The organism is Bradyrhizobium sp. cf659, assembly GCF_900113725.1.
Classification (GTDB): Bacteria; Pseudomonadota; Alphaproteobacteria; order Rhizobiales; family Xanthobacteraceae; genus Bradyrhizobium.
The window spans coordinates 672,503-694,517 of record NZ_FOQJ01000001.1; the positions used below are offsets into that span (position 1 = coordinate 672,503).

26 protein-coding genes and 1 tRNA gene are annotated in these 22,015 nt (G+C 60.9%); 7 read left to right on the forward strand and 20 right to left on the reverse strand.

The window, feature by feature from the left end:
* Positions 1-8: 8 nt before the first annotated feature.
* Positions 9-5,213 (reverse strand): alpha-2-macroglobulin family protein, encoded by a 5,205-nt coding sequence (locus tag BM118_RS03245; RefSeq protein WP_092184235.1) that lies wholly within the window; start codon positions 5,211-5,213, stop codon positions 9-11.
* 429 nt (positions 5,214-5,642) lie between these two features.
* Here BM118_RS03245 and BM118_RS03250 point away from each other — a divergent pair.
* Positions 5,643-5,719: transfer RNA gene (locus BM118_RS03250), tRNA-Arg, on the forward strand.
* A gap of 1 nt (position 5,720) precedes the next feature.
* On the opposite strand, the gene BM118_RS03255 is transcribed toward BM118_RS03250, so the two are convergent.
* The 9 genes from BM118_RS03255 to BM118_RS03290 all read right to left on the reverse strand — a co-directional run bounded on the left by BM118_RS03255 (position 5,721) and on the right by BM118_RS03290 (position 11,150).
* Entirely contained in the window at positions 5,721-6,818 is a 1,098-nt protein-coding gene (locus BM118_RS03255; protein WP_092182140.1) for a tyrosine-type recombinase/integrase, read from the reverse strand.
* On the reverse strand, positions 6,815-6,991 hold the full coding sequence (locus BM118_RS41130; protein ID WP_177233983.1) for a hypothetical protein: 177 nt from the start codon (positions 6,989-6,991) through the stop codon (positions 6,815-6,817). The genes BM118_RS03255 and BM118_RS41130 overlap by 4 nt, the downstream gene beginning before the upstream one ends.
* On the reverse strand, positions 6,988-7,206 hold the full coding sequence (locus tag BM118_RS03260) for a helix-turn-helix transcriptional regulator (protein ID WP_092182143.1): 219 nt from the start codon (positions 7,204-7,206) through the stop codon (positions 6,988-6,990). The genes BM118_RS41130 and BM118_RS03260 overlap by 4 nt, the downstream gene beginning before the upstream one ends.
* Positions 7,207-7,437: 231 nt before the next feature.
* Positions 7,438-7,620, reverse strand: coding sequence for a hypothetical protein (locus BM118_RS03265; RefSeq protein ID WP_092182146.1), 183 nt, complete (start codon positions 7,618-7,620; stop codon positions 7,438-7,440).
* Entirely contained in the window at positions 7,617-8,042 is a 426-nt protein-coding gene (locus BM118_RS03270; protein ID WP_092182149.1) for a hypothetical protein, read from the reverse strand. Before BM118_RS03270 ends, BM118_RS03265 begins: the two co-directional genes overlap by 4 nt.
* 824 nt (positions 8,043-8,866) lie before the next feature.
* A complete protein-coding gene (locus BM118_RS03275; protein ID WP_143099407.1) occupies positions 8,867-9,151 on the reverse strand; it encodes a hypothetical protein in 285 nt (94 codons plus the stop codon).
* A 152-nt stretch (positions 9,152-9,303) separates the two neighbouring features.
* The gene (locus BM118_RS03280) at positions 9,304-9,642 is read right to left on the reverse strand and encodes a helix-turn-helix domain-containing protein (RefSeq protein WP_092182156.1); all 339 of its coding nucleotides are present in this window, start codon (positions 9,640-9,642) and stop codon (positions 9,304-9,306) included.
* A complete protein-coding gene (locus BM118_RS03285; RefSeq protein WP_092182159.1) occupies positions 9,639-10,013 on the reverse strand; it encodes a type II toxin-antitoxin system RelE/ParE family toxin in 375 nt (124 codons plus the stop codon). Before BM118_RS03285 ends, BM118_RS03280 begins: the two co-directional genes overlap by 4 nt.
* Before the next feature lie 162 nt (positions 10,014-10,175).
* Entirely contained in the window at positions 10,176-11,150 is a 975-nt protein-coding gene (locus BM118_RS03290; protein ID WP_143099408.1) for a hypothetical protein, read from the reverse strand.
* 243 nt (positions 11,151-11,393) lie between these two features.
* Between BM118_RS03290 and BM118_RS03295 the strand changes: the two genes are divergently transcribed.
* The 5 genes from BM118_RS03295 to BM118_RS03315 all read left to right on the forward strand — a co-directional run bounded on the left by BM118_RS03295 (position 11,394) and on the right by BM118_RS03315 (position 14,767).
* Positions 11,394-12,131: a hypothetical protein gene (locus tag BM118_RS03295; protein WP_092182167.1), complete on the forward strand. Its 738-nt coding sequence runs from the start codon at positions 11,394-11,396 to the stop codon at positions 12,129-12,131.
* A gap of 120 nt (positions 12,132-12,251) precedes the next feature.
* Positions 12,252-12,530 (forward strand): DUF1488 family protein, encoded by a 279-nt coding sequence (locus BM118_RS03300; protein WP_092182170.1) that lies wholly within the window; start codon positions 12,252-12,254, stop codon positions 12,528-12,530.
* A 25-nt stretch (positions 12,531-12,555) separates the two neighbouring features.
* Complete coding sequence (locus BM118_RS03305) at positions 12,556-13,374, forward strand: FRG domain-containing protein (protein ID WP_177233984.1); 819 nt, start codon at positions 12,556-12,558, stop codon at positions 13,372-13,374.
* A gap of 4 nt (positions 13,375-13,378) precedes the next feature.
* Positions 13,379-13,795 (forward strand): hypothetical protein, encoded by a 417-nt coding sequence (locus BM118_RS39925; protein WP_143099409.1) that lies wholly within the window; start codon positions 13,379-13,381, stop codon positions 13,793-13,795.
* Between the two features lie 24 nt (positions 13,796-13,819).
* Positions 13,820-14,767, forward strand: coding sequence for a hypothetical protein (locus BM118_RS03315; RefSeq protein ID WP_092182178.1), 948 nt, complete (start codon positions 13,820-13,822; stop codon positions 14,765-14,767).
* Positions 14,768-15,013: 246 nt separating this feature from the next.
* Here BM118_RS03315 and BM118_RS03320 read toward each other — a convergent pair whose 3' ends face one another.
* The 10 genes from BM118_RS03320 to BM118_RS03365 form a co-directional block, all read right to left on the reverse strand.
* The gene (locus BM118_RS03320; RefSeq protein WP_092182180.1) at positions 15,014-17,113 is read right to left on the reverse strand and encodes a sialate O-acetylesterase; all 2,100 of its coding nucleotides are present in this window, start codon (positions 17,111-17,113) and stop codon (positions 15,014-15,016) included.
* Positions 17,110-17,325: a hypothetical protein gene (locus tag BM118_RS03325; RefSeq protein WP_092182182.1), complete on the reverse strand. Its 216-nt coding sequence runs from the start codon at positions 17,323-17,325 to the stop codon at positions 17,110-17,112. Before BM118_RS03325 ends, BM118_RS03320 begins: the two co-directional genes overlap by 4 nt.
* 8 nt (positions 17,326-17,333) lie before the next feature.
* Positions 17,334-17,816: a P27 family phage terminase small subunit gene (locus tag BM118_RS03330; RefSeq protein ID WP_092182185.1), complete on the reverse strand. Its 483-nt coding sequence runs from the start codon at positions 17,814-17,816 to the stop codon at positions 17,334-17,336.
* 106 nt (positions 17,817-17,922) lie between these two features.
* Positions 17,923-18,240 (reverse strand): hypothetical protein, encoded by a 318-nt coding sequence (locus BM118_RS03335; RefSeq protein WP_143099410.1) that lies wholly within the window; start codon positions 18,238-18,240, stop codon positions 17,923-17,925.
* A gap of 106 nt (positions 18,241-18,346) precedes the next feature.
* On the reverse strand, positions 18,347-18,604 hold the full coding sequence (locus BM118_RS03340) for a hypothetical protein (RefSeq protein WP_092182189.1): 258 nt from the start codon (positions 18,602-18,604) through the stop codon (positions 18,347-18,349).
* Positions 18,601-19,218 (reverse strand): hypothetical protein, encoded by a 618-nt coding sequence (locus BM118_RS03345; RefSeq protein ID WP_092182191.1) that lies wholly within the window; start codon positions 19,216-19,218, stop codon positions 18,601-18,603. Before BM118_RS03345 ends, BM118_RS03340 begins: the two co-directional genes overlap by 4 nt.
* A gap of 38 nt (positions 19,219-19,256) precedes the next feature.
* A complete protein-coding gene (locus BM118_RS03350; protein ID WP_092182193.1) occupies positions 19,257-19,619 on the reverse strand; it encodes a hypothetical protein in 363 nt (120 codons plus the stop codon).
* Positions 19,612-19,905, reverse strand: a complete 294-nt coding sequence (locus BM118_RS03355; RefSeq protein ID WP_210189029.1) for a hypothetical protein — start codon at positions 19,903-19,905, stop codon at positions 19,612-19,614. The genes BM118_RS03350 and BM118_RS03355 overlap by 8 nt, the downstream gene beginning before the upstream one ends.
* A 231-nt stretch (positions 19,906-20,136) precedes the next feature.
* Positions 20,137-20,868 carry a helix-turn-helix domain-containing protein gene (locus BM118_RS42730; RefSeq protein WP_092182197.1) on the reverse strand — a complete coding sequence of 244 codons (732 nt, stop codon included), beginning with the start codon at positions 20,866-20,868 and terminating at the stop codon, positions 20,137-20,139.
* Entirely contained in the window at positions 20,865-21,095 is a 231-nt protein-coding gene (locus tag BM118_RS03365; RefSeq protein ID WP_092182199.1) for a hypothetical protein, read from the reverse strand. The genes BM118_RS42730 and BM118_RS03365 overlap by 4 nt, the downstream gene beginning before the upstream one ends.
* Before the next feature lie 386 nt (positions 21,096-21,481).
* On the opposite strand from BM118_RS03365, the gene BM118_RS42150 reads away from it, so the two are divergent.
* Positions 21,482-21,790, forward strand: a complete 309-nt coding sequence (locus tag BM118_RS42150; protein WP_244550041.1) for a hypothetical protein — start codon at positions 21,482-21,484, stop codon at positions 21,788-21,790.
* The last annotated feature ends 225 nt before the right edge of the window (positions 21,791-22,015 follow it).

Consider the following 22,015-nt stretch of genomic DNA (forward strand, 5'->3'; position numbering starts at 1 on the left):
CCAAACACTCACTTCGCCGCCCGCACCTCGACATTGCCCGTGCCCGTCCGCCCGTAGCGCGAGGGGTTGTACATGTCCTCGACATAAGCCTGCGGCAATACGTATTTACCCGGCGAAACGGCGCGGACAACATAGGCGACGGTAAAGACCGACTTGGAGTCCGAGGCGCGGTCGACGGCTGCCGTGAAGCGGTCGTCGCGGAACTCGGTATCCTCGGGCTCCTCGCCGTCCTCGATCCAGTCCAGCGTACCGCTGTCGCCCGACGAGACCAGCTTCGGATTGTCGATCTCCAGCCCCGCCGGCAGATAGTCGGACACCATGATGTGGCCGTACTCGGGCTTCGCCTCGGTGATCTTCAGCACCACCGCGAAGCGCTGGTTCTGCTTGACCTTGCTGATGTCGGCGGGCTTGCCGTCGAGCGTGTAGTAGCTGCGCTCGATCTTGAAGCCGTTCGATGCCGCGGGCTCAGGCGTCACCGGCGAGCCCGACACCGAGACCACCGCCTGCACCGGCGCATCGCCGGTGTTGGTGATCTTCAGCGGCTTGCCCTCCAGCGTCGCGGCCTTGTAGCTGCGGTAGAGCGCGGTCTTGACCGGCTGACCGTCGACCTCGATCGAGAGGTTTTCCTTGGCGAGCGCCCGCGCCGCCAGCACCAGCCACGCATTCTCCTGCGTGGAGGTGTAGGGCGTCAGCCCGCGTGCGGTCTCGACCCGCGACACCGCCTGCGTCAGCGTCGCCCTCGGTGCGTTGCCTTCGCTGGCTAGCGAGACCAGCGCTGCCGCATCGCGAAGCTGCGAGCCATAGTCAGTGCGGCCGAACTCCAGCACGGGCTTTGGCGCAAGCGAGTCGAGCGCGGCACCATAGACCCGCTCCGCACGGTTGCGGTCGCCGACCAGGGCCAGCGCCGCCGCAAGCTGCGACTTCGCGATCGGCGTCGCGAGGTTGGAGAGCTTGGTGTCGGCGAGATAGCGGAGGTCGCCGATCGGAGCTGCGCCATTGCGCGCGAGCACGTAGAGGCCATAGGCAAGATCGCGCCCGCCGTCCTTCTCCGGCTCGTTGCCGTTGACGACCGAGTTGCGGACGCGGTCGAGCGCGTTCTTGAACAGCACGTCCGGCACCGCAAACCCCTTTTCGCGGGCGCGGGTGAGGAAGTCCGTCACGTACGCATCGAGCCAGGCGTCGTCGCCGCCGGCCGACCACAGGCCGAACGAGCCGTTCGAACCCTGGCGCGCCAAGAGCCGTTCGATCGCGTCGCGGATGCGCTGGTCGACCTCGGTGTCCATGGCCAGATGCGCGCCGGCCGCTAGCTCGTTGACATAGAGCAGCGGCATGGCACGGCTCGTGATCTGCTCCGAGCAGCCATAGGGATAGCGGTCGAGCGCTTTCAGGATCGTCGCCGCATCGAGCGCGGTGGACAGGCTCGCCGAGACCGAGACGCTGCCGGTGCCCGGCACGAGGTCGGAGAACATGTCCGAGGTCAGCGTCAGGCTCTCGCCCTTCGCCAGCGTCCGTATCGAACGCCGCGCCAGCACCTGCGTCGCCGCCTTGACGTCGAGCGCATAGTGCCGTGCGAGTGCAAGCCCGTTCGGCCCCTTGATGTCGACGTCGAGCGTCGCCTGCCCGGCCGCCGTCGCGTCGATTGCCAGCGAGAAGGAGTTGCGCTGCTTGGCGGCGAGCTTGACCGTGGTTGCGGGATTACCGGTCATCTTCACCGGGCCGCCCGTCTTCACGTTGATGACGTAGTCGCCGGCCTGGCCCTCGACATTGTCGATCTCGAGGTTGACCGTGCCGTGGTCGCCATTGAGCAGGAAGCGCGGCAGGGTCGTGGTCAGCACCACGGGGTCGCGGATCACGACGTCGGTGTTGGCGCGGCCGAGCTTGGTCGCGGTCCATGCCACCGCCATCACGCGCGCGGTGCCGGCGAACTCCGGAATGTCGAAGCTCACCTCCGCCGTGCCGTCGGCCGCGACGGTGACGATGCCCGAGTAGAGCGCCAGCGGCTTTTGCGCCGGCGGCGAGCCCTGGAGGTCGGCCGCCCCTGCGTCACCGCCGGACTTGATCTGGCCGCGCGTGCCCGACATGCCGTCGATCAGCTGCCCATAGAGATCGCGGATCTCCGCGCTCAGACGGCGCTGACCGAGATAGTAATCGTCCGGCGCCGGCGGCTTGTAATTGGTGAGGTTGAGGATGCCGACATCGACCGCGGCGATGACGACCTTGGCGTCCTCGCCGGGATTGAGCCCGTCGAGCTTGACCGGGATCTTCAGCATCGCGTTCGGCCGGATCAGCGCCGGGGGCGTCAGCTTCACCTGGAGCGTGCGGGTCTGCTTGTCGATGCCGAACCATTTCAGGCCGATGGCGCGGCCCGGCATGCGCTGGGCGGCGGCATCGAGCGGACGGCGCAGCGTCGCCACCACATAGGCACCCGTGCCCCAGTCCTTGCCGACCGAGAGCTTCACCTGCGCGGTGCCTTCCTTGACGTCGATGGTCTGCGTCGTCAGCAGACGGTCGCCGAGCACGTTGACGGTGAGCTTGCCGGCGGTGCGCACGTTCACCGACACCGTCATGGTGTCGCCGGAGGCGTATTGCGGCTTGTCGATCGAGGTCTCCAGCAGGTCCGGCGTGTCGGCGCTGCCGTCGGAATACCAGCCGACGTCGAATTGCACCGAGGTCACCGGGCCGTCAGCGTCGTTCGACTTGACGTCGAGCCGGTAGCGGCCGGGCTGCGGGCTGAGCGAGACCCGCGACGGCTTGTCGGCGGCGATGGTGAGATCGCCGTCGGCGACGCGCGAGGTCGACTTGACCGGCTCGTACTCCCAGTAATTGTTCTGGCGATACCACTGATAGCGCGACTCCATCTTCAGGAGCTCGTAGCGCAGGCCGTCACGGGCGAGCTGCTTGCCCTCGGGCGAGACGAACACGACGTCGAACTCGGCCTTGTCGCCTTCGGCCACGTTCTTGTCGCCGAACAGCGGCTTGACGCCGATCAGGGCGGTCGCGGGCGCGACCGGCAGCACCAGCTTGCGTTCGACGGCGCGGCCGCCGGTCTCCACCATGCGGACGAAGATCTGGGCTTCCTGCGGGCGGGTCGAAGCCGGCTGCTTGTCCAGCGTCACCGGGAAGGTGGCAACGCCATTGGCGTCGGCCTCGGGCAGGTTCTCCAGCGGCGTGCGCTCGTTCGAGGTGGTCTCCTCGTCGGCGACGCCGAATTGATATCCGGCAAAACCCGGGCGTTCGGAAGCGGGCGCGATCAGCATGTCGCCTTCGAGCTGGAGGCCTGAGGCGGGCGCGCCGTAGAGGAAGTGACCGTCGGCCTTAAGCTCCACTGGAGCGTTAGCTTTGATCAGCTTGTCCTTGGCGGACAAGTCGAATTCGATCCGGTCGGGGACGTAGTCTTCGACCATGAAAGTGGTCTCGCCGACCGAAGAGCCCTTCGGGTCGGTGAAGGCGCGCACCCGCCAGGTCCCGGTCGGGACGGCCGAGTTGAGCGGCACGGACAGCGTGCGGCCGCCGGCGCCCTGGTCGGACAGCACGGCGCGGCGGTATTCGACGCCGTCAGGGCGCTCGACCACCAGGGTCATCGGCCCGCCGGTAACGGCATTGCCCTGCCCGTCGCGGAGCAGCGCGGTGAGATAAACGGTCTCGCTGGAGCGGTAGACGCCGCGCTCGGCATAGACGAAGGCGTCGGCGCCAACAGGCACGGCGCGGCCCGCCACGCCACGGTCGGACAGATCGAAGGCGCTCGTCTTGAGGCTGAGGAAGGCGTAGTCGGCCTTCTCGCCCGTGACCGTCAGCATCGCCGGCGACAGGCCGCCCTCGCCGCGCGCAAGGCCGGCCTCGAACAGCACGTGACCGGAATCGTCGGTCTTGCGAGTGGCCAGGATCTCGTTGTTGCGCGCGACCAGCCGCACCTCGGCTTTGCCGACCGGTTCGGTCGAGGCCAGCGAGTTGATGAACACGTGGATGCCGTCATTGCCGGAATAGGCCGACACCCCGAGATCGGAGACGATGAACCATTGCGTGGCGAGCTGGTACTCGTCGTCCGAGCCCGGGCCCTTGGCTGCGGCGGTCATCACATAGACGCCCGGCTGAAGCTCGCCGAGCGCCTGGTCGACCGGGAACGCCGTGGTGACGTCCTGGTTCAGCGTCATCGCGGTCGCGAGCTCGCCGGACCAGACCTTGACGCCGCGCTCGCCGCCGAGATCGCTGAGCTGGTACTTGGACAGCGTCTTCTGGAAGTCGCTGTCGACCACCGTGTTGATCAGGTTGCGGTCGCCGATCCGGAACACGTTGATGTTGACCGCGGGCGTGTTGACGCTGACGACGGGAATGCCGCGCTGGCCGGTCTTCGGCAGCACATAGGCGCGGCTGGTGAAGCGCACGAAGGGCTTTCGGTCGCGCACATAGACGTTGAACTCGGCCGATTTCGGCAGCCCCTCCTTCACCGTGGACGGCAGGCCGGCGCGTAAGTTGATGTTGTAGCGCTCGCCGTGCTTCAGGCCGTCGACGCAGAGTTGCTTGCCATCGGCCGACAGCGCCGGCTTGTCCTGGCCCACCAGCGCGAGGAACGGCGCGAAATCGGTGCGCTTGGCGAGCTCTTCCGAGAACTGGAAGCAGGCGCGCGGACTGGCCGAATCCGAATCCACGGTATAGTCGAGCAGGCGGAAGCCGTGCTCGTCGCGCATCTTCTCGTATTGGCCGCGGACGTCGGCGACCTCGCGCATGTCGAGCGACAGCCGCAGCGCGTCCAGCGCCGGCCGCCACAGCTTGCGCTCGGCCAGCGACTTGCCGAGCACCGCGAGCGCGTCGGCCTCCTCGCCCGGATTGCCGGCGCGCATATAGGCGATGTAGGCGGCGGTCGAGGCGCGCTCCAGCAGGAACGTCTGCTCGCTCGAGTTCTTGGGCAATATCTGGAAGATCTCCTTGGCAAGCCGCAGCCAGTTGCCGGCATCCTCCGGCGTCGTGGCGGCGATCTGGCCGAGCACGGACAGGCCGGCACGGAAATCACTGCGCTTGAAAGCGGCGTCGGCGTCCGTGCGCAGCGTCGCGCCGGTCTTGGCGACCGGCCCCGCCTCGCTCTTGATCTGGGCCTCCAGCTTGATCGCGGAATCGGCGAGATCGTCGCGCTTGAAGGCCTTGTCAGCGGCTAGCGCGGCGCTAAGGCCGAACGCCAGCGCGGCGCAGAATGTGACGGCGCGAACCAGACCGATCATGATGGACTCCCGGAAATCGCGGACGAACGCCGCGGCGGCAAATGAAGTGCGCGGAAAGGTGACCGACTCAAGGCGATGGAACCAGAGGTGCAGATCGTCGCATTCGCCATGACAAGGCAAGCCCAGAGGAGACCGATCAAGATACTGCCGCGCACGCCGTCCTGATGGCGCGGCCATACCTGACCAATCGACCGGCGGCCGTGTCCCGGAAGCTAGCCGGCGTTCCCGGCGATGCGATCCATCGTCCAGTCCGCTGCCGCTCAACCCGGCACCCTGACACCCCACCGTTCCGCTTTGTCGCGGCTTTGAGGAAAACGGTTCGGTTCAGGCTTGGCGAACGCGCGGATTTTTCATATTTGGCGTGATAGAAGACCGGCAGGCGGTAGCCGATGCCGGTCCAGGACTGGCCTCAAGACCCGGCCTCAAGACGGTCCCATAGCTCAACTGGATAGAGTAGCGGATTTCTACTCCGCGGGTTGCAGGTTCGAGTCCTGCTGGGATCGCCACTCACGATTTCACCCTCTTATTTTTCAATGCCTTACGGGTCTTTTTGGCAAACTGGCTCAGCGGTTTGCCAATTGCTGTTCCCGCTCTGACCTTGTCGCCAGCGCTCTCGGCGAGGCGGATACGATTCGCCTCCTCGATGTAGCGTTGCGCCTCGGTGATAGTTTTCCAGCCGAACCACGCCATCAACTCTGGCGCGGTCGCACCTCTGAGTGCGTGATGGACCGCGGATGCTTTACGGAGACCGTGCGCCCGCCCTGGTACTTCTGCCTCCTTGCACCGGTCGGCAAACCAGTTTCCGAATCCCGCCGCCGTGAACTGCTCGCCGAGCTCAGTCGTGAGAAACGCGAGGTTGCCGGAGGAAGGGTGAAGCTTCAGTTCTGCGTTAAGATCGGGCAGCAATGGGATATCGAACTGCACGCCTGTTTTTTGGCGACGCATCGAGAGCTTGCCGCCCTTCACATGCTGCCGGCCCATCCGGACCACGTCCGATCTAGCGTGCCCGGTCTGCAACAACAGCTCGAGAGCGAGCCGCGCCTTCGTGCCAGAAGGATGCCGCTTCCGGTATTGGATGATTTCTTCTTCCGTCCAGGTGTGGAAGCCGCCAGCTTTTTTCAGCTTGGCGCGCTTCACACCGAGCAGAGGATCCACCTTGATCATCCCGAGTTGCACGCAATGATCAATGAACCCGCGCATCGTTTTGACGAAGTTGCGCTGCGCCGCCGGCCTCCTGGAATTCACGATGTTCTGGAGTGCTTGCGCATGCATCATGGCAATTCGCTTATCGCCATGGTCGTTCCGGAAGCGCTCTAGGATAGCGCGACGGTTGCCCTGCGTGCTCTTCGCCAGCGACGTGAAGGGGCCTGATTGGTAATAGCTGATCAGCGCGGCGTTGACGGTGCCCGCAACGGTGCGGCTTGCTCCGATCGGCGGCGCCTCCCAATCGGCATTAAGCGCCTTCTCTCGCGCCTCCATGAATTCAGGCGACCACGGCAGCCCCGGCAGCGGAACCCGCTTCCGACCGGGAACACGGAGATAGAATCGCGGCGTCCCGTCCTGGTCTACGAAAGCATGCGTGTACTTCGGATATCGCTTCTTCACCGGACCTTGTCCCACTCGTTCGGCTCGTCGCCGACGTCCGGCTCGCCGGTGACGATGACGATGCGGCCAGACTTGTCGACCTCGACCCGCCGGACCGGCTCACCGGCGGCGCGCACCGCGCGAACTGCTCGCGTTACGTCCTGTTGCCGGAATGAGGAAGGCAATCGGCTCATGCCGCAGCCTCCGCCGAAGGCGCGCGCCAACCCTCTGGATCGGCCTCCCATGCATCGATTTCGGACTTGCGCCACACGATCTTACGCTGGGTGATCGTGATCCGCTTGGGAAAGCGCCCTGCTTGCTCCAGCCGCCACTGCGAGACTTCCGAGAACGGAGTCTTCGCATACACCTCGGCAGAAGTGTAGAACTGGCATGCACTAAGCTTGGTCATAGGGGCAATCTCCAAGAACGCCGACACAATTCAAGAAATCCGAAAAAGGAGCGTCTGCTCGGTTGGTCCGAACTAAACCGACTCTCTTTCCCCCAACGGATTCGAGCGCTAGGTGATTTGCTGAGGTGGGAGAAGAGCGATTTCAGTTCTCCACACTCACCCCACAGGCATCTGTTTGACGGCATTTAGCCAAACTAGAAGCCCGCCGGCGTGAACCGGCGGGCCTGATTGTCAGGGCTCAAATCGCTTGGCGAGCACGATAACCGGTGCCGGCTTCGGTGCCTCAGAGCCGGCCAGGAAGCCAGTCACGAGCTGCATAGCCAGCCGCAGAACCGCGAGCGCGTCCTCGGGGTCCTCCGGCAGGGCGGACACGATTTGGACGGCGTGGCGGCGATGCCAGAGCTCCTCTTTCATGCCATCACCGTGTGCGTCCAGTCCTGCGAGCCGACCTGCTCTAGGAGGCCCGCCTGGTCGCCTATGCCGGCTTCGGCCGGGTCTAGTTCGCGATCGTGGGAGCCATGGCCCTGCCAAGTGGCGTCCCAGGCAACGCCATCCTGATCGGCATGCCCCTCCAGTGCCCCTAGGCTGGGCTCGTCGTCACTGTGATCCCGGTCGAGCTCGTTGTCGTCGCAGGGGCCGTCGTCCACCTGATCTTCCAGCTCGGTGCTGGCATAGGGGTCGGAAGCGTCCAGGAACGCGATCAGCCTGGTGATCTCGGCCTCTGCCTCTTTCCTGAGTCTGGCGAGGCGCCTGAGGGCCCTTTGCCGCTCCCGTTCTTGACGACGAAGCCCGGGCGGGATGGGCGCATGGGCGAGGCCCGCTGCGGGCGGGAACATGGGTCTAGCTAGTGTCATGGGATGGTGCTCGCGGTATAAACCGGCTTCTGAAGGCCGGGCACCAGCGGCGGGCTGGCACCGGGAGTTTCAGAACACGTCCGCGAGAACGTGCGCCACGGCCTTTCCCCGAGGGGTATTGCATAGCCGTGGCACTCCCGGCATAGTGAGCCGGTCGCGGCCCACGGCAAATGGGCACGGTACAATTTTCAGCGGACAAGGAAGCCCGGCAAGGCTCTTGGCCCGCCTATCGCGGATGATGCGCAAATCCCCGGCAAGGGACCGCATCGGGAGTTCTGAAGCTCCGCGAGCATCCCACCACTGATTTGGTTAAAAATCCACCCCTTTCGGGGTGCGCTTCGGCGCGTTCTTAGGCAATGATGCGCCGCGCTAGGGCATTAAAGCTCTCGATTTGGAGACAGGAAGTCTGTCCACAAAAGGTACCCTCCGAAAAGGGCTAGAAAGCCAGCGGCTCTAAACAGGATGCCCCTGCCGCCGTAAACCAACCATTCGACAGTGCACCAGGAGCCAAGTGCAATCAGGGCCAAATAGAAGCACAGCACGATTGTCTTGCGGATCGGTCCGATACGGCCTTCTGACATTCCAAAACCCGTCCTCAGGACTGCCGCAGGCAGCGCGCGGGAGTTCTCCGGCTCCGCAACCCATCGTACCATTCATTTGGTAGAAATCGATGCTCTTTGGGCGCCTCAATCCCAGAGCCCGCGGCTGACGTTGTCGCCCCTGGTCCCTGAGCCATCAACGAACAGGGCGGTACTGTCCGTATTTGACCCCTAGTGTCTTAAGTTGATTTGGCGACTGTCCTAATTTCAAAGATTGCGAAGCAGAGCTGACGCCAGCAACACGGTCCACACAATACCGCCCCCGATCAGAACCAAGGTTGGAATTGCCGGAAATATCCACCACAGACCCCCGCGATTCTCAGGGGGAGAACCATCAGTCAGCATCGCGAAAACACCCATAGAAATGGCGTTCGCGATGAACCAAGCCGCAAAAACGGGAAAGTAGGCAGCGAACAATATTGCGAACACAACGAAGCCAACGGTCTCACCTAACATCTTGGTCAGGAACGACATTGGCTCTTGCAGGCTCACAATTGCCTCCTCGCGTGGGCCGCCTCAGTTTGGCGGCCTCTTTCGCATCCCGCTCTAGGCGCCTTTTCTGGCGCTTCACATAGTCCTCAAGCGCCTCAAAGTACCATGGACTTCTGCGCGGGAAATGGCGAGCCGATTCGCGTGCTAGACAGTCAGGCCGCCGCCTTGCGGCTCTTTCGAGCACCCTTGGCGGACTTTGCGCCGTCTCGGAGCAGGGTAAGAACTGCCTGCGGGTTTCGTTCGATTATCATCAGATAGGCGCGCAAGCCGTCCAGTGGACGAGACCTGCCTTGTTCCCAATCGCGGATTTGATTGATCGTAAATCCAAACTCTTGCGCGAAGTCGTCCTGAGAGAGTCCGAGTTTTTTCCGAATGCCGCGAACGTTGATCTCGGCGGGGACATAGAGCTTAGTGGGTTTGGAATTGCCGCGCGCGATCTCCAGCGCTTCGGTCAGGCCCGCTGCGATCTTGTCAAAAGCTTTTTTACTCATCCCGCTAATCCTCTCCGCTCTGCCAAGCTGGATATTTTCTTTTTGTATTCTTCTACGATCAGTTTAGTGAGGGCCTTCAGCCCCGCCGCTTCTTTGCCTGTCAATGTTGCCTTTTCCCCTTTAGCGAATACCGTGATGAGAAAGACCGGCATTGTCTCACCAGAGTAGAACGTGATCGTCCGATACCCGCCGCTCTTCCCTTTGCCGCGTCCTGCGAATCGAACCTTCCGGCACCCTCCGGTACCCACCATTTCCTCTCCGGCCTCGGGATTCTCCGCCAGATAGGTTATGATGTCGAAGACTTCATCTTCGCTCAGGCCCGCTTGCTTCGCGGCTGCGTCAAATGGTTTAGTACGGGCGACCGTATGCATGGTTCGGTTACTACGTAATTAACGTACCATGCATTTGTACGTAATTCACGTAGTACAGTCAAGTTCCTGCTGCAATAGGGTCGACCGGTCACTTTTTCGCAACACTGCTAAGATTTGCCGCCCTGAATAACATGGAACTTCGGGGGGCGCTTCGGCGCGCGCCTAGTCCCAGAGCCCACGGGACACGTTTTCGCCCCTAGTACCCGAACCGTCTTCGAACAGGGCCTCATCTAGGGACACCAAGGGGCTATCGCCAAACTTTGCGAAGTTGGTGGGAAACATCCGATTGTGGCCAGCTATGAATTGCTTCACCCGCGCCCTGACGTCCTCCCGCCTTAGCGATTTATCGAACAATGCAACGAAGACGTCTTGCGCAGCGTCTTCTCGACCAGGGAAGCTGATCGGGAATAGTGCGAGGATCTTTTCGTAGTCATTTGCTTCTTCGCGACGCTCCGCCGATTGGACGCGGGCTCGAGCCCGCGCATATCTGATCCGTTGGCCGCGGCTGCTGTTATTTGCGATGCGCTCGACGATGTAACGATCGAACTCCGGATCAATTCGTCGCTGATGGTAGAAGACCGCAGGGTCGACAATTTTCAAGGAGGGGTTTACCGCGCCTCCACCAGTCGGGCGACCGAAGGTCATCTGGCTCAAGGAGATGCCCCGATCGAGCTCGCGCTTTACAAGCGCAATCATAGCCGGCTTCATAGGCGGCGGGTTCTTCGCCGCGATTTTCCGGCAGGCGAGGCAGGCGCGTCTTCCGGTTGATGGATCAATCCGCAAGTTGTCGCCGACCATTGGGTGCAGTCCCTTCAAACACAGCTCTTGTGTCCTCTTCCTCCAGAAGCTGTTGACGGATTTCAATCGGTCGGCCGCTTTGGCGTTGGCTTTCGCTAAGCGCATTGCCTCAACAGCCCATTCCGGATGAAGTTCGCAATGCTTTTTGAAGCGTTGCGGCGTCACCAGCGCCGGCGCACAGCCTTTGCTCCCGGATGTGAGCTTTCGCAGCGTGCTTCCTTCCGTGAGACGCTTCATAAACTCATCAGCCAGGTCTGCCGGCATGCCGGGCGGAACGTCGTGCCACTTCAGATAAGCGGCACGGTGAGACTCTGACCTGGTCTGCTGAGCACTTGCCATTTCCGCCTCCACCGAAGCGCAGAATTGCGCTGCTGAAAGCGGCACCTGAGTCGCGGCGGGTCAAAGGATCATTGGTGGCAATCCACCGACCATAGATGTGCACTATCGCGGTGCATGCCTACAGCCGCACCGACCCCGTGCCACCCGTAATATTCCCAGGTCGCCGGCCTTTTACGTGCCCGGCCTATTGCACTCGCGCAGCGGTTGAGCTTGGATGTCTTTTTCCGGGTCGGGGGATCCTTCATGCGTAATTTGGTTATTTTGGCGCTTTGCGCCGTGCTGGGCGGCTGCATGTCCGCCGGCGAGACGGTTTCTTTCCGCGCGTCAAATCCGCAGCAGCAAGCACTCATGCGAGACGGGCAGCCGGCCCTTGTCTCTCGGCAGAAGAGCTCGCTTGTCCTGGTGCGGCCTGCGGCCAGGCAATTGCAGGCGAACGGAAGGCCCGTCTTCGTTATCGGCATCAACAATCTAAGCAAGCAGCCGGTGGACTTCCGCGTTGGGCAAGTCGAAGCCGTCCAGCATGCCGCGGGCTCCGACTTCGAAATGAAGGTCGTGACCTACGAGATGCTGGTCCAAGAGGAGCGAAGCCGGCAAGTAGCCGCAGCCCTCCTCACCGGCTTGGCCGCGGGCGCCAACGCTTACAGTGCCGCGAACGCTGGGCACGGGAGCTACACAACTCCCAGCGGACGTACCGGAACGTTCTACAGCCCCACTGCGGCCGTGATCGCGCAGAACAACGCGGCCGTTCAAAACGAAGCAATGATCGCGGCCACTGTCGAGACAGGCCAGCGCAACATGGCGGCGCTAGAGCAAGCCGTAATCAAGGACAACACCTTGATGCCAGCCGAATGGTACGGAGGACAACTCCACCTTGCGCCACCAACTGACCAAGGCGGCGGTCCTAAGACCTACACTATCGTTATCACCGTAGGCACAGACCGACATGTAATCGATGTGGCCCAAGGTCCCGCGGGAGCCTAAGACGTCATTGACTTACTCAGGGTCTGCCGTCGGCTCTGCTATTCATAACGTCGCTCGTCCAAGCGTTTGCACCTCAATCTACCAAACCACGCTGAAACTAATTATTCGACGGAACGCCTGATGCCCCTCACCTTTCAACGAACCCGCGGCCACAACTCCCGAACCGGCACCTACCTTTTCGATATGCTCGATGGCGGTTCGGTGGTCCAGTGTGGCGTCAGTGACGCAGCGATGGACGATGCAGAAAGACGTTCCGACATTAGAGCCCACGAGCGAGATGACCAATTCGAACGGTTAAGAGACCGTGTTTTAGATTGCGCCAGTCGAAAGTATTACGCCGATCAGTTTGAACAAAGCGAACCCAGGATCCTTGTCAAAACCGCAGATCTCAATCCCTAATCACGACGATTGGCAGGGGTGCATCGTGACCGCAACAGTTGTTTCCTGGGATGACTTCAAATCGCAGACCACACGGCTGATTGATCAGGCGCGCGCAGATCATGCATCGATTCTTTTCAGGGGCCACTCGTCTAGCGATTGGGACCTTCAGACAACTCTCGAACGAAGCACGCATAGCGATTCTGTGGAAGATCACTACGGCATGGTACTGCGGATCAAATCGGAAATCGAAGCTTTCACCGGCCTAAAGTGGAGCGACGATGCCGATGTCGATTATCCGAAAATTCAAAGGATATGCTCCACCTACGAAGACTTCTCGATGCGTTTCTCCAGGCAAGCGCCGCCTCACTATGCCTACATGTCGTACCTTCGCCACCACGGCTTCCCCTCTCCTTTATTGGATTGGAGCACGTCGCGGTTCGTGGCGGCGTTCTTTGCTTTCAGAGCACACCCCATCGCGGACAACGTGGCTATTTTCGCATATCGTGAGCGCGACAAAAGCGGGATGAAGGTTGGCGGCAATGACGTGCCGTCAATCCGCGTGTGTGGGCCCTATGTTTCAGGTCCAAGGCGACATTTCGCGCAACGCTCGCAATATACTGTTTGCACGATGTGGAGCGACGGCGGACCATATTTCCTCAGCCACAACGACGTTTGCAAGCCGTTCGACCCTAAGAAGGACTTCCAGCAGGACATCATCTTCAAATTCGAGCTACCGAGTTCGGAGCGCGAAAAGGTCATGACTGAATTGGAGGATTACGGATTGAACGCCTACGGGCTCTTTGGCTCAGAAGAAGGTTTGATGGAAAGCCTGTCGTTGCGAGAAGAGTTCAGCGACATCTGATGCTATGCCGCTTCCAGAATCACCTCTGAACGTATCGATCGGCACCGCCCGGTTCCTGACGATTGAGCAAGCGATGTGCCGTCAGGTCGACGCGGCAATTGATGCCCTGGAAGCCGGTGATTTCGATGTAGCCCTTACCTTGGCCGGTGCAGCCGAAGGCATGATCGAACGAAAAGGCTTGCACATGTTCGGCGAGCTAAAGTCATCGCCAAAAGCGTTAGAACGGTTCACCAAGGCCCAGTGGATATCTATCCTTAATATAGAGCGCGATTGGCTCAAGCATGGGGGGCAACCATCAATGGAGATCGCCTGCTCCTCCGCGGCTTTCATGATTGCGAGAGCGGCGTCAAAGATAGAAAATTGGTCGCCTCGCATGGTCGAGTTCAAGATTTGGCTTTTGGCCAACCTCGATCGTCTCTAATCTCTTGCCCGCGTTGCATGTAGCATGGACCTTACATCTGTCACCAGTAAGCTCTCCGGTTTGGGCAGCGCGTTTCGCCAAAGGTGGAATAGCGCGATCTTCCGGACGTTGGAAAATCACCCAATTGCTAAAGTCCCTTGGTCGGCAATTCGTCGCATTGGCCAGTCGCGGCTGCTGGCCTTTACCGTGATCGTACCATTTCTGGGGTCGACCATTCTTTTCAACCAAACCGTGGTCGAGGCCCTTTCGCTCTCTCCAGAGCTGGTCAGGCGGTGGCTACACCTGAACCAAGACGGTGGCGAACAGCTTAACGATGCGGCTCACGTACTGACGCTATCTCGCTTGTATTACACCTACTTCGGTCTCAGCTTCCTCGGCTTTGGATCAGCTTTATTCGGTCTATTCTGTCCTACAACGATTAAGGATCACTCGTCGGCATCCGCCTTTCAGTCGATTGAATCACAGTTCGCCAGCAAGCCAAAATTCAGGATTATGCTGCGCCAGATTGCATACGAGTCTTGCTTTTGGGATTGGTTTAGCGAGGATGAGCAGCTATTCATCACATCGCCGGTCTGGTTTCGCCGAGCGGGGGCGCCAGGCGATTTTCAGATACTCTTCCACAATGTTGTTCTAGAGGTCTTTGGGGCATGGGCCCGCGAAAATCCAGAAAGCGAACTGGATCACGAAGTCTACGAGGATCGACACGCGCCCCCAGATACGTCGAAATTGGCTTATGCGATGGCCTTTCCCAATAGGATACGATCGATATTTGTCGACGAACTGGCAGACGTGGCCTTTAATGAGAATACTCGCAACGACGTGCTAGCCCTTTCCTACATGGCCCAAGATCACAGCAAACCGATCCTACGGCTGTGCACTGCAGGCTGCTATGCTATCGGATTTGCACTCTTGTTAATTCCCACTGTACAGACGTTCTATCGGGTCATCCTAAGCCTCGTTACTAACGGCTAGTAACGAGGACTTCGGCGCGCGCCTACGCCCGCCCGATCGGCGTCCGGCCGGCGCTCGATGTCCCTTGCCGGCGATCGTACTCCGCCTGGATGGCCTCCAGCATGGCAACGACGTGCCCCCACGACCCTTAAAGCCCCCACCACGCTTGATCCGGCCATGTGAAGCCTCCCGATTAGTTGACCTGAGAATTGATGGGTCTGGCACGAAATTAGCTGGCGTATTCACAATCGAAGGGTGCGCAGGACGTTAGCTCGTCACGCCCTTGATGATTGCGAACTGGATGACGATCGCCTCCGAGAGAGAGCCGGCAGTGTTGTTCCTGACGTCGAAGGTCACCGAACCCGTCGTTGACCTCGCGTTGATGGTGTAGGCACCAGGCGTTCCGCCAGACACGTGGTTCGCAACCACGAGATCGCCGGCAGCGGCCGTGACGTTAACCATCGGAAACGAAACGATCGTGCCGGCAGCGAGCGCAGCTGCATTCATGGTGACGGCGCCGCAGAGGGCATCCAACGTGACGCCAGTCGACTTGCTCGTCGCCTGAGTGACGGTTCCGCCGGACCCGATTGCATATCCCACTAGGCCAGGCGTACCAGGCACGCGAGCGAAGACTGACGGGAAGCTGCCCTCCTCGCTCTGGATCAGCGCCAACTTGAAATTGTTACTGGTCGAAGACATGCCATTGGCGCGCGTGGCGTTGCCAACGCGAACGTCCGCGGCGTTCCAGACATTCGGCGTGAACAGATACGTATCGCCCGACGCGATGGTCCAGAGCACTCGCAAGCCGATTGCTGACGTGTATAGCCACGTTCCGGAGGTGTCCCCCGGAATGACGACGTACTTTTTCTCCCACGTGTCTGCGGCGTTGATGGTGTACTGGACATTATAGGAGCGATTCTGCGCGCTGTTCTCGACCGCGACGAAATAATTTCCTGTGACCGACGATTTCACCCAAAACGGAATGACGATCGAGAGCGCGCCAGTCTGACCGAAGCCAAGGAAGCTGCAATCAAGACCGCTGATTGTCGCCTGGATGCCGTAGTAATCAGTGCTCCCGATCGAGGCATCAGCCGTTGTAACATCGACATGCAGGCAGTGCTGAGTGAAGATTCCGGCCTGCGCGATGGTCGGCGCGTCAGTCGTTTTCAAGATATCGACAACGCCGGCGCCAGACTGGACCCACGTAAAACCATCAAGGATCTTCGCGCCGTTCGCCGCACTGGTAAACGACGTGCCGTACCGCCAAGGATTGACGGTTAAGTCACCACCTTTGATGAGGTTGCGAGCCGCCGGACGGCCCAGAGAGCCATTGCTTTGGATGTGCGTCACCGGATCGAACAGCGGCTGGTGGGTCTCGCCCTTGTGGCGAGCCTCCGCGCCCATCCTACCCATGTCGAACATTCCGACGCCGCTAGGGTGCAGAGTATCCGCCCAAGCGGCGGCGCCAAGTTGGCCCGTGTAGACAAACCGCCGAAGATCAGGCTCGTCCCGCACGACCTGTTGAAGCATCAGATTCTGTTGGTCAGTGTAGGCATTGCCGCTGATGGATGTCGGCGCAATGCTGAAAATGGTGATCGGCGTCGATCGCGGGAACCACGTTTCTCCGCGGAAGCGGTTCATGACGGTCGTGAAGTCCGCCGCATAGGTCTCCGGCGTGGAGGTCGCGTTCTCGCCCTGCCACCAATAAACCTCGTCGATCTTGGAGAGGCCAAGTACGGCAAGTGCAGCCTCCACGTTCACCTTGGTGTTGGCGTACATGTCCGGCGAGCTGGCGCCGGTCATCCAGTGCGAGATCGGCTGGCTGCCGATTGCAATACCTATGACGTACACGGGTCGATCAGCATATATCTCAGCGATAACTGAGCCGATGCGCTCCGGCATGTTGATGGTCGAGCCAGGCACGGCCACGAACGCCGTGCCGACGGTGCCGTCGTTGTCGTCCCAATTCCATGACGATACGTTTGACGCCGGAGTCCAGGTATAGGCCGGACGCTGCACGAAGTCAGATTGCCCCATACAGAGGATGACGATCGGTTTTGGCGTCGGCGCCACATCGCTGCCCTGGGCCAGACCAATGCCGACATAGCGATCAAAATGCTCCGTGGTCGGAGCCCCGCTAGTGCCGGTGTAAACTCGGATTTGATAGTAGCCTCCGGCCACGTGGAAATAGACATACCCTTCCGAGTCCGCGTCGATGGGATTTCCGGCGCTGATCGTTCCAGCCCGATCCGTGTAGAGCGGTGCAAGAGGCTGGCCCAGCTCCTCCTTGCGCACTTCCACATGCGCACCCGGGACGATATTTCCGTCGCGGTCCTGCACAAAGAACGATTTTCGGGCGAGGGTCATCGGTGGCAATGCTCCCAGGCGTCGTCAAAGGAGTAGCCGCCCCCGGTATTGACCGGGTGAACTTCGGGAAGCGCCGGCGCGGTCGTGACCGTCCACTCTCTTGGTCCCTGGCAATTGATCGCGAGGCGGAACGGATCGCCGCTGCGCAACTTCGCGAGTAATTCGAGCTCTGCTTTGCTCAGTTTCTGCATCTTATCCGCTTCCATCTGCATGGGGCCTTTCAATTTTTTAGAGACGATGAATAGGACTGGGCTCCGAGCAGACCTGCGAACTTGCTCTTCCGCTTGGTCGCGTCTGGCATTTTGAGCGCTGCGCGGCTCTTCGGATCGAGGCCGAGCCGGTCACCAAGCGAAGCCATTAGGGCCGCCTGTTGTCGCTGCATTTTGATCCAAGCGCTCTCGATACCGGCACCGCGCTTGCTGGCCTCGATCCACTGAAACTTCGGATCGCTGATAACGAGCGTGGCTTTCTTATGGATCGCCCAAGCCGTCGCAAACGCCGAAAGTATGAAGCTGTCGAGGGCGGAGTAGATGTTCGGCGGCATCGCCTGTTTGATCACATCGATGCATCCGCGAGCGTCATCGGAAAGGTGCTCAGGGATGAAGGGCTCCCCCAGCGCTTCGATGCCGCTTTCCTCAATCAAACGCCGGCTCGGATTGCCGTCCAAACGATCGATTTCTGCCAGTTTCTTCCTACGTCCCATGTCCCGCTTTCTAGAATTCTGCGAAATCTATGTTTTGGGGGCCCCACCGGTCCGGAAAGGAAACGGTCGAAGAGATTCGATCCACCCCCCTGGGGGCCGGGGGCCTTCAATCTCTCGATTCCAAGTAGGGCTTCAGCGATGCATCTTCAGTCGCGGATATGCTACGAGACACCTCCTCGCGCGGGTCATGGTCCGCCTTCTGGAACCCGCACTGGAAGCCCTTCCGATAGGCAGCTTCGCCGGCATCAGTCAGACCGGTGGTAGCGCGCCAGTGTGAAACAAAATCGTTCACCATCGCTGTGTAATGGTCCTGCACGGCGAGCGATGATGTATCCGGCTGAGCGGGATCTTTGTCGTACCCCCTCATAATACGCTGCTCGCATTGAACTCCGAGCCGCACACCTAGGGCCTCGAGATCGGCCAAGGAAGCATCCCGAATTGTTGACAGGCTCCGACCATTAACCTCGACGCGAAAGCTGTTTGTCATGACCTGAAACCTCTTCTCATTCCGCTGTTGTTGCTGCGGCGCTCTAGTGCGCTCGCGCCAGTCTGGCCCCACGCAATGCCGCCAAGCGGCGCTTCATTTCGGGGATCTTCGCCGCGCAAACTGCGCGCTTTTCCGCCCTCTTCTTGTAGAAGAGGGCAATCTCTTTCGCCGAGGGCACGTCACCATCCCTGAATTCAAGCTTGCGGCCATCGGAAAATCTAAGGATGCAGATTCGGGTGGTGTCAGACTTGGCTTTGCGCGCAGCTCCCTGCGCCGCGGATTGAAAACTTACTTCCTTCATCGGACAGCCTCCGGCACTTCGTTCTGATCAAGAAAGCCGCTCTTGACGGCCGCACGCAGATACAGCGCCGCTTCTGACTGCCGATCACGCGGATTGCCGAGAGCAAGTAGCTGCGACGGTAACAGTCGGCTCCAAGCAATATCCTCATCGTTGAACGTGTCGACGAGTTGCGAGTAAGCCAGCATGGCTTCGCGCAACTCGATAAGCTTGAAGCAGATATCCCGCACGCGCCGTCGGTGCTCGTCCTGAACCTGATCACAAACCACAGCGGATGCCTTGATGCGCTCTTGCGCGATCCGGGTTTCGATCAACGAAACAGCTTCATCGATAGCGCTGAGATGCTGCCGAAGCTCATTCAGTTGCTCTCGCGATGGCGCGGGTTCGGCACCGTGCGGCACCTGATCTCCCAAAAGCTCCGCTATTTTGGTCCGATGCAGCTCCCGCGGTGTACTCTGCAGCGCCGTAACCAGCCGGCGGATCTCCGCGTCGGTCGTTGCCCGTTGGGCCTGCAACTCATTCCTACGCGTGAGCAACTTAGCGTACTGGGGCGACGCCTCCGAAAGTGAGGGAACGACAAATTCTCGCTTCGCCGATTTCAATGCAGCAACCGCCATATGACATTTCCTCGAAACTTCGACCACCGACACGCTATCTACACTTCTGCATCTGGAGAACTGTTTTCGCTCCACTCGTGGGAAGGTTTCCGTGCACGTCTCTTCTTTAGCCGACGTCGGAGTCGCTCGACGTCGGCGTGCAATTCACGGGCGCTGTGCGCGCCGGCAGCGCGAGCGACCATCTCCAGCGCATTGTTGATGGAATGCGCTGTGCCCGAGGCAAGCAGGTTTTCGGCATCATCGATTAGCTTGTCGTCGTCGACGAACTTTTGCAGCAGAAGTCGGGATGCGCGGAGGTATACGCTACGGACAGCGGGGTTCGTCGATCGGTCCGCGCGGCGCGCCAACTCAGCTGCGTCCTCTTCCAGAGAGGCGCATTCGAGCAAAGACAGCTTAGTCATCGAAGAACTCATCTCGGCCCTGGTCAGCTTTGACCGGCCGCCGACGTTCGTCGGTCAGGCCCAAATCGGACATGAAGCCGCGAAGCTGCGTGTGCTTAGCCGCGGGAAACTGTGCGGGTGCCTTCCGCAACTCGCTCCAGAGCTCGCAGAACGCGATTGCTGCCGGCTCCCGCGAAGCGTCCAGCCAGCTCGCCGGCGCGACGTAGCGCTCCCAGGCTTCCTTGGCGAACGCCTTCAGGTACGCTGGCCTCTGGAGCGGGCCGAAGGCGGCAGCCGCCTGAGACACGCCGTCTTGGACTTGCTTTGCATCACCGTGACGATCGGGCCTGTGGGTCCCGTCGACCAAGCGGAGATGCGGAGGCTTAGGCTTTCGTCCTCTGGTCATGTCAAACTCGATTTCCGCGATGCAATTTTGCCAAGGTGCGAATTTTGGGATGCCACCGGTCCGGAAAGGAAACGGCTCGAGAGATTTGACCTGCCCCTCCGCCCCCTGGAGCCCATGCATCCACTGGCCGAGTCATGCTGCACTCATCGCCCTGAAGGCGAGCCGGAGGCGCTCTATGGCGCTGTCTGATAGCCGCCCCCGCTCTTGGAGCTTAGTCAGTCGGTCTAGATCACGCTCCCCGATTGCTTGGAGGATCACCCATCCGTCCGCACCTAGCCGCTGTGCTATGCGGTTTTGAACGGTCTCGACATTGCCTCGCTTCCTCTGGAAACCCGCCTGCCTCTCCGCGACTGACGGCCTTCCTTTGGGGCTCTCGCGCGCAGCACCTCTGAGATGCTGATGTTGGGCTGGCGGTTCTTTTGACGGTTCTATTGTCTGTTCATGCCGCATAGCTGTGCGGCACGGAGACACCGCATAGCTATGCGGTACGGTGGACGGGTCTGGTGCGGCATGGTGAGGCCCGAAACCCTCGGGCGGGATCGACGGGTTTTCCTGTTCTGACCATGCCGCAGATTGCGGCTTGGACTTTTCTGCAACAGGCATGTTCAGCCTGTAGGTCCGGCCCGGCCACCGACCACGGCCCTGAGGCCTCACGGCCTTCTCGATGAGCTTTGCGGCTTCCAGCTTGCGTAGCTGGCGTTGGACCGTGTCGACCGATTGCTCCGTGTCGGTCGCCAACGTCTCCTGGGACGGCCAAGAATGCCCCGTGTCGTCGGCGTAGTTGGCGAGCGCCAACAGCAACAGCTTAGCGCCCGGCGAGCCCGCCCGCTGTTTGGCGGCCCACGCGGTGGCTTGCCAGCTCATTGCCCCGCCCCCACGCGCACCCCCAGGAAGGCTGCCAGCACGGCAGCGGCGGCATCGGCGTGCGCCTGGTCGGTAAAGCGCTGCGGAGAGATCCAGTCCGCGGCGGTGCTGCTCCCGACGGCCATATAGGCGACCCCGGAGGCCTCGCTACCGTCGGCAGGGTTGCGGAACAGGACGACAGAGACCCGGCCGCCAGCGGCTTTGGCGGCAATCTGGTGCGCCATCATGCCCGTACCCCGTAGGCGAGCATGGAGACCGTCGCCGCCGTGGCGATCGGGAGTGAGTAGAGCCGAGCCACCCTCCTCGCCCGGATCTCCGCGAGATTTGCCAACGTCGGAAAAAGCGCTTGCGGGTCAATCTGGTCCGGATGGCCAGTTTGCCAGTCTAAGTTGCTGGAATGGCTTGATGTGCTTGTTCTGCTGGGATCGCCAGTCTTAGCTCTTCGAGCGGATTGGCTTCATTCTGGCTTGGCCGAGCCGACGGCAGGGCCAGAAATCATCCCGGCCCGCGATCTCCGTGGCAACGTGATTTGCAAATCTGTCGCACTTCAAGAATGCGTGCGCAGGCCTGTCCTGGCGACGAGAGGGTCCTATCTATCGGGCACGCGAAAAAGGTGTCGAAGATTTTTGTGATGCCGTCATCTGAATGGACAGGAATGGCCGTCGGGTCCGGAATTGCCGTCGCCGCAATGTCGTTTTTGGCGATCGATGCGGGCGTGGACCTGAACTCCGGCGGGATGGCAAGACACCTCGAGGTGGCACAAGCTTCCATCATGAGCGTCGCGGCGAGCCAGCACCAGCTGGCCTTCGCCGTTCGTTCGCTGGCGGGCGGGAGCGACCAGAACCGCCGTTCGGCGGATCGACCATGCATCCAGGGTCACGAGCCCAGGCCGAAACCGGCGAGCATTGATCCCGGCGTTTGACAGCAGCAGCCTGGAACGAGATCAGCACGTTGGCTGCGGCTCATGCTTCAACAGGAACGAGACGTCGCTTGTGCTGGATCGAAGGCTAAAGGATTCGGCCGGCAGTCGTCGCCTCAATCCGACTATTCCGTCGGTTCATCGTCGCGCCGGTCGCGGGCCAGCTGATGCCAGGCAATGGCGAGCTCGATGAGTCTTTGCCGGTCGGGGCCTTCGGATGCCGCAGCG

Coding starts and splice junctions, on each gene's coding strand:
- BM118_RS03365 (WP_092182199.1), bottom strand. CDS start 21,095: ATGATGGCGCACCAGATTGCCGCCAAAGCCGCTGGCGGCCGGGTCTCT.
- BM118_RS03285 (WP_092182159.1), bottom strand. CDS start 10,013: ATGCATACGGTCGCCCGTACTAAACCATTTGACGCAGCCGCGAAGCAA.
- BM118_RS03295 (WP_092182167.1), top strand. CDS start 11,394: ATGCGTAATTTGGTTATTTTGGCGCTTTGCGCCGTGCTGGGCGGCTGC.
- BM118_RS03340 (WP_092182189.1), bottom strand. CDS start 18,604: ATGAAGGAAGTAAGTTTTCAATCCGCGGCGCAGGGAGCTGCGCGCAAA.
- BM118_RS03290 (WP_143099408.1), bottom strand. CDS start 11,150: ATGGCAAGTGCTCAGCAGACCAGGTCAGAGTCTCACCGTGCCGCTTAT.
- BM118_RS03350 (WP_092182193.1), bottom strand. CDS start 19,619: ATGACTAAGCTGTCTTTGCTCGAATGCGCCTCTCTGGAAGAGGACGCA.
- BM118_RS03325 (WP_092182182.1), bottom strand. CDS start 17,325: ATGCAGATGGAAGCGGATAAGATGCAGAAACTGAGCAAAGCAGAGCTC.
- BM118_RS03245 (WP_092184235.1), bottom strand. CDS start 5,213: ATGATCGGTCTGGTTCGCGCCGTCACATTCTGCGCCGCGCTGGCGTTC.
- BM118_RS03300 (WP_092182170.1), top strand. CDS start 12,252: ATGCCCCTCACCTTTCAACGAACCCGCGGCCACAACTCCCGAACCGGC.
- BM118_RS03330 (WP_092182185.1), bottom strand. CDS start 17,816: ATGGGACGTAGGAAGAAACTGGCAGAAATCGATCGTTTGGACGGCAAT.
- BM118_RS03265 (WP_092182146.1), bottom strand. CDS start 7,620: ATGAAAGAGGAGCTCTGGCATCGCCGCCACGCCGTCCAAATCGTGTCC.
- BM118_RS03280 (WP_092182156.1), bottom strand. CDS start 9,642: ATGAGTAAAAAAGCTTTTGACAAGATCGCAGCGGGCCTGACCGAAGCG.
- BM118_RS03320 (WP_092182180.1), bottom strand. CDS start 17,113: ATGACCCTCGCCCGAAAATCGTTCTTTGTGCAGGACCGCGACGGAAAT.
- BM118_RS42730 (WP_092182197.1), bottom strand. CDS start 20,868: ATGAGCTGGCAAGCCACCGCGTGGGCCGCCAAACAGCGGGCGGGCTCG.
- BM118_RS03260 (WP_092182143.1), bottom strand. CDS start 7,206: ATGACCAAGCTTAGTGCATGCCAGTTCTACACTTCTGCCGAGGTGTAT.
- BM118_RS41130 (WP_177233983.1), bottom strand. CDS start 6,991: ATGAGCCGATTGCCTTCCTCATTCCGGCAACAGGACGTAACGCGAGCA.
- BM118_RS03345 (WP_092182191.1), bottom strand. CDS start 19,218: ATGGCGGTTGCTGCATTGAAATCGGCGAAGCGAGAATTTGTCGTTCCC.
- BM118_RS39925 (WP_143099409.1), top strand. CDS start 13,379: ATGCCGCTTCCAGAATCACCTCTGAACGTATCGATCGGCACCGCCCGG.
- BM118_RS03270 (WP_092182149.1), bottom strand. CDS start 8,042: ATGTTCCCGCCCGCAGCGGGCCTCGCCCATGCGCCCATCCCGCCCGGG.
- BM118_RS03315 (WP_092182178.1), top strand. CDS start 13,820: ATGGACCTTACATCTGTCACCAGTAAGCTCTCCGGTTTGGGCAGCGCG.